The 6,493-nt window shown below is 68.7% G+C and carries 3 protein-coding genes; all 3 read left to right on the top strand.

Annotation, left to right across the window (positions count from 1 at the left end):
* Positions 1-66: 66 nt before the first annotated feature.
* The 3 genes from ACYVOK_RS20300 (at position 67) to ACYVOK_RS20290 (ending at position 6,493) form a co-directional block, all read left to right on the top strand.
* Entirely contained in the window at positions 67-2,592 is a 2,526-nt protein-coding gene (locus ACYVOK_RS20300; RefSeq protein WP_460664048.1) for a polynucleotide kinase-phosphatase, read from the top strand.
* Between the two features lie 198 nt (positions 2,593-2,790).
* Positions 2,791-4,788 carry a glycoside hydrolase family 127 protein gene (locus tag ACYVOK_RS20295; protein ID WP_460664047.1) on the top strand — a complete coding sequence of 666 codons (1,998 nt, stop codon included), beginning with the start codon at positions 2,791-2,793 and terminating at the stop codon, positions 4,786-4,788.
* A gap of 10 nt (positions 4,789-4,798) precedes the next feature.
* The gene (locus ACYVOK_RS20290) at positions 4,799-6,493 is read left to right on the top strand and encodes an ABC transporter substrate-binding protein (RefSeq protein ID WP_460664046.1); all 1,695 of its coding nucleotides are present in this window, start codon (positions 4,799-4,801) and stop codon (positions 6,491-6,493) included.

Raw genomic sequence — 6,493 nt, 5'->3', positions numbered from 1 at the left:
TACCTGGACATGCACGGCGCGACGCAGCCGCGCGATCCGGCGGTTTCCGGTGAGGTGGTGAACTGAATGGCGACCATTGAGATCCCACGACTGTGTCTTGTGGTGCTGGTGGGGGTGAGTGGGTCGGGGAAGTCGACGTTCGCGCGGAGGCATTTCCTGCCGACGGAGGTGATCTCGAGCGACTTCTGCCGCGGGCTGGTGTCCGACGACGAGAACGACCAGGCCGCCACCAAGGACGCCTTCGAGGTGCTGAACTTCATCGCCGCCAAACGCCTCGCGGCCGGCCGGCTGACCGTGATCGACGCGACCAACGTCCAGCCCGACGCACGCAAGGAACTCGTCACCTTGGCCCGCGAGTACGACGTGTTGCCGGTGGCCATCGTCCTGGATCCACCGGAGCGGGTGTGCATCGAACGCAACGAACAGCGGCGGGACCGGCAGTTCGGCGCGAAGGTGGTCGCCAGGCAGCGTTCGCAACTGAAGCGCGGTCTGCGCAGCCTCAAGCGTGAGGGGTTCCGCACCGTGCACGTGCTGGACAGCGTCGAGGAGATCGATGCCGCCGGCATCGAACGGACCCGGCTGTTCAACGACCTCACCGACCGGACCGGCCCGTTCGACATCATCGGCGACGTCCACGGCTGCCGCCCCGAACTGGAGGAACTACTCGCGCAACTCGGCTACACCTTCACCCGTGACGACGCCGGCCGCGCGATCGACGCCGTACATCCGGATCGTCGCGCCGTGTTCGTCGGGGACCTGGTCGACCGCGGTCCCGACACTCCCGGCGTACTCCGGCTCGTCATGGGAATGGTTGCCAACGGCCACGCGTACTGCGTCCCCGGCAACCACGAGGACAAGCTGCTCAGGGCACTCCGCGGCCGCAACGTCAGGATCAGCCACGGGCTCGAGACGACGCTGGAGCAGCTGGCCGACGAGCCGCCGGAGTTCCGCGAGGCGGTGGAGACGTTCATCGACGGTCTGATCTCGCACTACGTCTTCGACGGCGGCCGGCTGGTCGTGTCGCACGCCGGTCTGGTCGAGCGGATGCACGGCCGTACGTCCGGCCGGGTGCGTTCGTTCTGCCTGTACGGCGAGACGACCGGCGAGACCGACGAGTTCGGCCTGCCGGTGCGCTATCCGTGGGCGAACGAGTACCGCGGTCGCGCCATGGTCGTCTACGGTCACACGCCGACGCCGGAACCGGAGTGGATCAACAACACGATCTGCCTCGACACCGGGTGTGTGTTCGGCGGATCGCTGACCGCCCTGCGGTACCCGGAACGCGAGCTCGTCTCGGTCCAGGCTGCCCAGGAGTACTACGCGCCCGCGAAACCGTTGCACGTGGCAACCGCGCCGACGCGGGAGCCGGACGTGCTCGAGCTCACCGACGTCACCGGCCGCCGGGTGATCGAGACGGCGACGCACGGACGGCTCAGCATCCGTGCCGAGCAGGCTGGGGCGGCGCTGGAGGTGATGAGCCGGTTCGCGATCGACCCGCGGTTCCTGCTCTACCTGCCGCCGACGATGAGCCCGGTGACCACATCGGATGTACCGGGCCTGCTCGAGCATCCGCTGCAGGCCTTCGAGACCTACCGCGCTCAGGGTGTCACCGAGTTGGTGTGCGAGGAGAAGCACATGGGCTCGCGTGCCGTCGTACTGCTGACCCGCGACGACGACGTCGCGGAGAAACGCTTCGGCCTCGCCGGCCGCGGTGCGGTGCACACTCGCACCGGGCGGTCGTTCTTCGACGCGCCCCTGACCGATGAGCTACTGCTGCGGCTACGCGAGGTCGTCACGGACGCCGGCGTCTTCGAGGAGCTGGACACCTCGTGGCTCCTGCTCGACGCCGAGCTGCTGCCGTGGAGCGCCAAAGCCGAGGACCTGCTTCGGAACCAGTACGCCGCCGTCGGCGCGGCCGCTCGTACGTCGTTGCCAGCGGCAACCGCGGCGCTGGAGACTGCGGTCGCGGCCGGGCTGGATGTCGGTGAGCAGCTGGCACGGATCCAGCGCCGTACGACGAACGCCGCCCGCTTCACCGAAGCGTATCGGCGGTACTGCTGGCCGACCGCGGGGCTCGACGGGGTTCGGCTGGCGCCGTTCCAGGTGCTGGCTTCGGAGGGTACGACGTACCAGGACAGGCCGCACTCGTGGCACCTCGGGATCGCGGATCGTCTGGTCGCCGCCGGCCCGTCGGTGGTCACGCCGACCCGACGGCTGTTCGTCGATGCCGGCAACTGGGATGCCGGGGTGGCGTGGTGGGAGGAGCTCACCGGGGCCGGTGGCGAGGGGATGGTGGTGAAGCCGGCCGCCAACTTCACCCGCACGGCCAAGGGGTTGGCGCAGCCCGGGCTGAAGGTGCGCGGGCAGGAGTACCTGCGCCTGATCTACGGCCCCGATTACACCGAGCCGGCCAACTTCGACCGCCTCCGCGACCGCAACCTCGGCCACAAACGCTCCCTGGCCCTGCGCGAGTACGCCCTCGGTCTCGAGGCTCTCGACCGAGCCGCCCGCGGCGAGCCGTTGTGGCGCATCCACGAATGCGTCTTCGCCGTCCTCGCCTTGGAGTCGGAGCCGGTCGACCCACGCCTGTAAGCCAGCACCCGCCGCCCTGCCCGACCTGGCTGACCATGAGCGCCGGGCCGCCCCCGGCACCGCTGAGGCCACAGGGCGTGGGGCGGTAACCGGGGGTCGGCGGTTGTGACGAGCTTGTAAACACCTGGGGAAGCCCTTGGCAAGGTGTGACATTGCACTTAGGGTCTGTGCAATGTCACACGGTACTGGAGTGGGTGGATGAGTGGAGCGGTGTGGACGAGCGCGGGTGTGGTCACGCCGGTTGACCGGGTGGAGCTGACGGGCGGGCTGCTGGGGGACTGGCAGCGGCGGAATCGGGAGGCGACGGTTCCGCATGCGAGCGGCGAGTTGCGGAAGGCGGGGAACCTGGACAACCTGCGGCGGCTGGCGGATCCGTCGGTCGGGGCCTACCGCGGGCGGTACCCGTTCCTCGACACCGATCTGTACAAGACGCTCGAAGGGCTCGCCTACGAGATCGGCCGCGACGACGCCCCGGCCGGAGCGCAGGAGTTCTTCGACGAGGTGGTCGGCCTCCTCGAGCAGGCGCAGGCCGACGACGGCTACCTGAACTCGTACTTCCAGGACCCGGACCAGCCCAAGCAACCGTGGTCCGACCTCGGCTGGGGGCACGAGCTCTACAACCTCGGTCACCTCATCCAGGCCGCCGTCGCGGCGCAGCGTCAACTCGGCGACAGCAGATTGCTGACCATCGCCGGCCGGTTCGCGGACCTCGTCGTACGGAAGTTCGGCAAGGACGGCGAGGAGGTCGTCGACGGGCACCCCGAGGTCGAGATGGCGCTGGTCGAGTTGTATCGAGAAACCGGCGTCGAGGAGTACCTGACGCAGGCGGAGTTGTTCGTCGACCGGCGTGGTCGGGGGAAGCTGAAGCACACGATCTTCCCGGCCGAGTACTTCCAGGACAACGCGCCGTTCCGCGAACTCCCGTCCGTCACCGGCCACGCCGTACGGATGGCCTATCTCGCGGCCGGTGCTGCCGACGTGTACCTCGAGACCGGGGACCGGACGCTGCTCGAGGCGTTGGAGCGGCTCTGGGACGACATGGTCGCGACGAAGCTGTACCTCACCGGAGGTCTGGGCAGCCGGCACTCGGACGAGGCGATCGGCGACCGGTACGAACTGCCGTCGGAGCGTGCGTACGCCGAGACGTGTGCCGCGATCGCGACGATGCAGTGGGCGTGGCGGATGTTCCTCGCGACCGGCAAGGCGTCGTACCTCGATGTCTACGAGACCGTGCTCTACAACGCTTATGCGGTGGGGCTTTCGGCCGACGGTACGGCGTTCTTCTACGACAACCCGTTGCAGCGGCGGCCGGATCACGAGCAGCGGTCGGGTGCCGAGAGCGGTGGTGAGCCGTTGCGGCGGTCGTGGTTCGGCTGCCCGTGCTGCCCGCCGAACATCATCCGCTGGATGTCCGAACTCCAGGACCACGTCGCCGCACGAACCTCGGACACGCTCTACCTCGGTGTGTACGCCGACGCGCACATCGACGCCGGAGATTTCGCCGTCACGGTGCGAACCGACTACCCGTGGGACGGCGAGGTCGTCGTCACGATCGACAAGGCGCCGGAGGAGGAGCGGGGAATCGCCCTGCGCATCCCGGCGTGGGCCGCCGGAGCCGAACTGCTTCCGCCCGTCGCGGCGCCTGGCGGCGCCGCGACGGGCGGGGTTCAAGGAGCGGACGCGGCTCAGGGAGTTGTGCGTGGGGGTGCGACGGGGCACGGGGCCGCGGCGGATGGGGACGTCGGTGGGGCGGTCGGGCGGGAGGGGTGGGCGGTAGTGCGGAGGGGGTTTGTTGCTGGGGACACCGTTCGGGTGAGGTTGCCGATGGGGGCCAGGGCGCATGGGTCGCATCCGTATCTGGATGCGACGCGGGGAGCGATCGCGGTGGCCCGGGGGCCGCTTGTTTATTGCGTTGAGCAACAAGATACGAGCGTGGCGGTCGACGACCTGTTGTTGACGCCTGCTGCGGTGAGTGAGGCGACCGCGCACGGGCGGTCTGTCGGCGGGGTGGACGCGGTTGTGCTCGAAGTGACAGCCGGAGTGGCGCCTCCGCCGGCGCAGGAACTGTATCCCGTGATGACTGACCAGGAGGCGCAGACCGCTGTCGACGAAGTGCCGGCGACGTTGGTGCCGTACTTCCTCTGGGGGAACCGTCAGGCCTTGGCCATGCGTGTATGGCTGCGCGCCGCGAACTGAAAGAAGGCAAATGAAGAGATCCATGCTGGTGGGGCTCGCACTGTCCGGTGTGCTGGCGCTTAGCGCCTGCTCAGGCGGCGGCGGTGCGACCGGTGCGGCCGGCTCGGCCGGTCCGGGCGGCAAGGCCGCGCAGGGCGGAACACTCCAAGTGCTCGCGAATGCGGGCTTCTCCCACCTCGACCCGGCCCGGGGTTTCGACGGTGGTGTCAACAACTTCTACCGGCTCATCTACCGGACGCTGACCACCCAGGGTGCGGCACCCGGTGCCGACGGCACCAAGATCGTCCCCGACCTGGCCACCGACACCGGCAAGCCGTCGGACGGCGGCAAGACCTGGACGTTCACGCTGAAGGACGGGCTGTTCTTCGAGACCGGTGCGCCGATCACCAGCGCCGACGTGAAGTGGGGTGTGTCCCGGGCCTGGGACCCCGAGGTCGGCATCGGGTCGCCGTACGCGAAGCAGCTCATCGACGCGCCGGCCAACTACCAGGGCCCGTACAAGTCGGGCGAGTTGCCGACGATCCAGACACCGGACGAGAAGACCGTCGTCTTCCGGCTCAAGAAGCCGTACGCCGACTTCGGCAGCGTGGTCGCGCAGAACACCTTCGTCCCGGTGCCGAAGGGGCAGGGCGCGGGCAACCAGCTGGACAGCAAGCCGATCGCGTCCGGCCCGTACAAGCTGGCCGAGTACAAGCCGGGCGCGTCGCTGAAGCTGGTCCGCAACGACAAGTGGGACAAGAAGACCGATGACGTGCGGACCGCGAACCCGGATGTGTTCCAGTGGACGTTCGGCCTCGACCCGGCCACCATCGACGAGCGGATGATCGCCGGCCAGGGCACCGACGCCAACGCGATCGCGGGCACCGTCCAGGCCGCGAGCGTGGCCCGGATCCAGACCCCGCAGCTCAAGCAGCGCACGATGTCCGGGCTCGGCGGCTGTACGACGTACATGGGCCTGAACACCACCAAGAAGCCGTTGAACGACGTCCGCGTCCGGCAGGCGATCAATTTCGCGGTCAACAAGCAGACCGTGCGCGACGCGGTCGGCGGATCGACGCTGGCCGACATCGCGACCAGCATCCAGCCGCCGACCGTTGCCGGGCGGGTGGACTACGACCCGTACCCGAGCCCGGACCACAAGGGCGACCTGGAGAAGGCCCGCGCGCTGCTCACCGAGGCCGGCGTCGCGGGAGGCTTCACCCTGACCCTGGACACCCGGACGCAGCCGAAGATGCAGGCGATGGCGGTGGCGATCCAGCAGGCGCTGGAGCCGCTGAAGATCACCGTCAAGATCAACCCGATCGACACCTCGACGTACTACGAGGTGATCGGTACGCCGTCGCAGCAGAAGGACATGGCGATCACTGGCTGGTGCCCGGACTGGCCGTCCGGTGCGACGTTCCTGCCCCCGCTGTTCGACGGCCGCAACATCACCGCCAAGGGCAACTCGAACCTGGCCCAGCTGAACGACAAGGGCGTCAACGCGAAGATCGACGAGATCGCGGCGATGACCGACGTCGAGGCCGCGAACACGGCGTACGGCGAACTCGACAAGCAGATCATGGAGCTCGCCCCGGTCGTCCCGCTGCTGTACGAGAAGGTGCTGATGCTGGTCGGCAGCAACATCGCCGGCGCCTACCTGCACGACGGGTTCTCCGGCGGGATCGACCTGGTCTCGGTCGGCCTCGCGGACGCCGGGAAGTAG

The organism is Kribbella swartbergensis, from assembly GCF_054784135.1.
The sequence above is the reverse complement of the archived record's forward strand: the minus strand, read 5'-3'. Positions and strand labels throughout refer to the sequence as shown.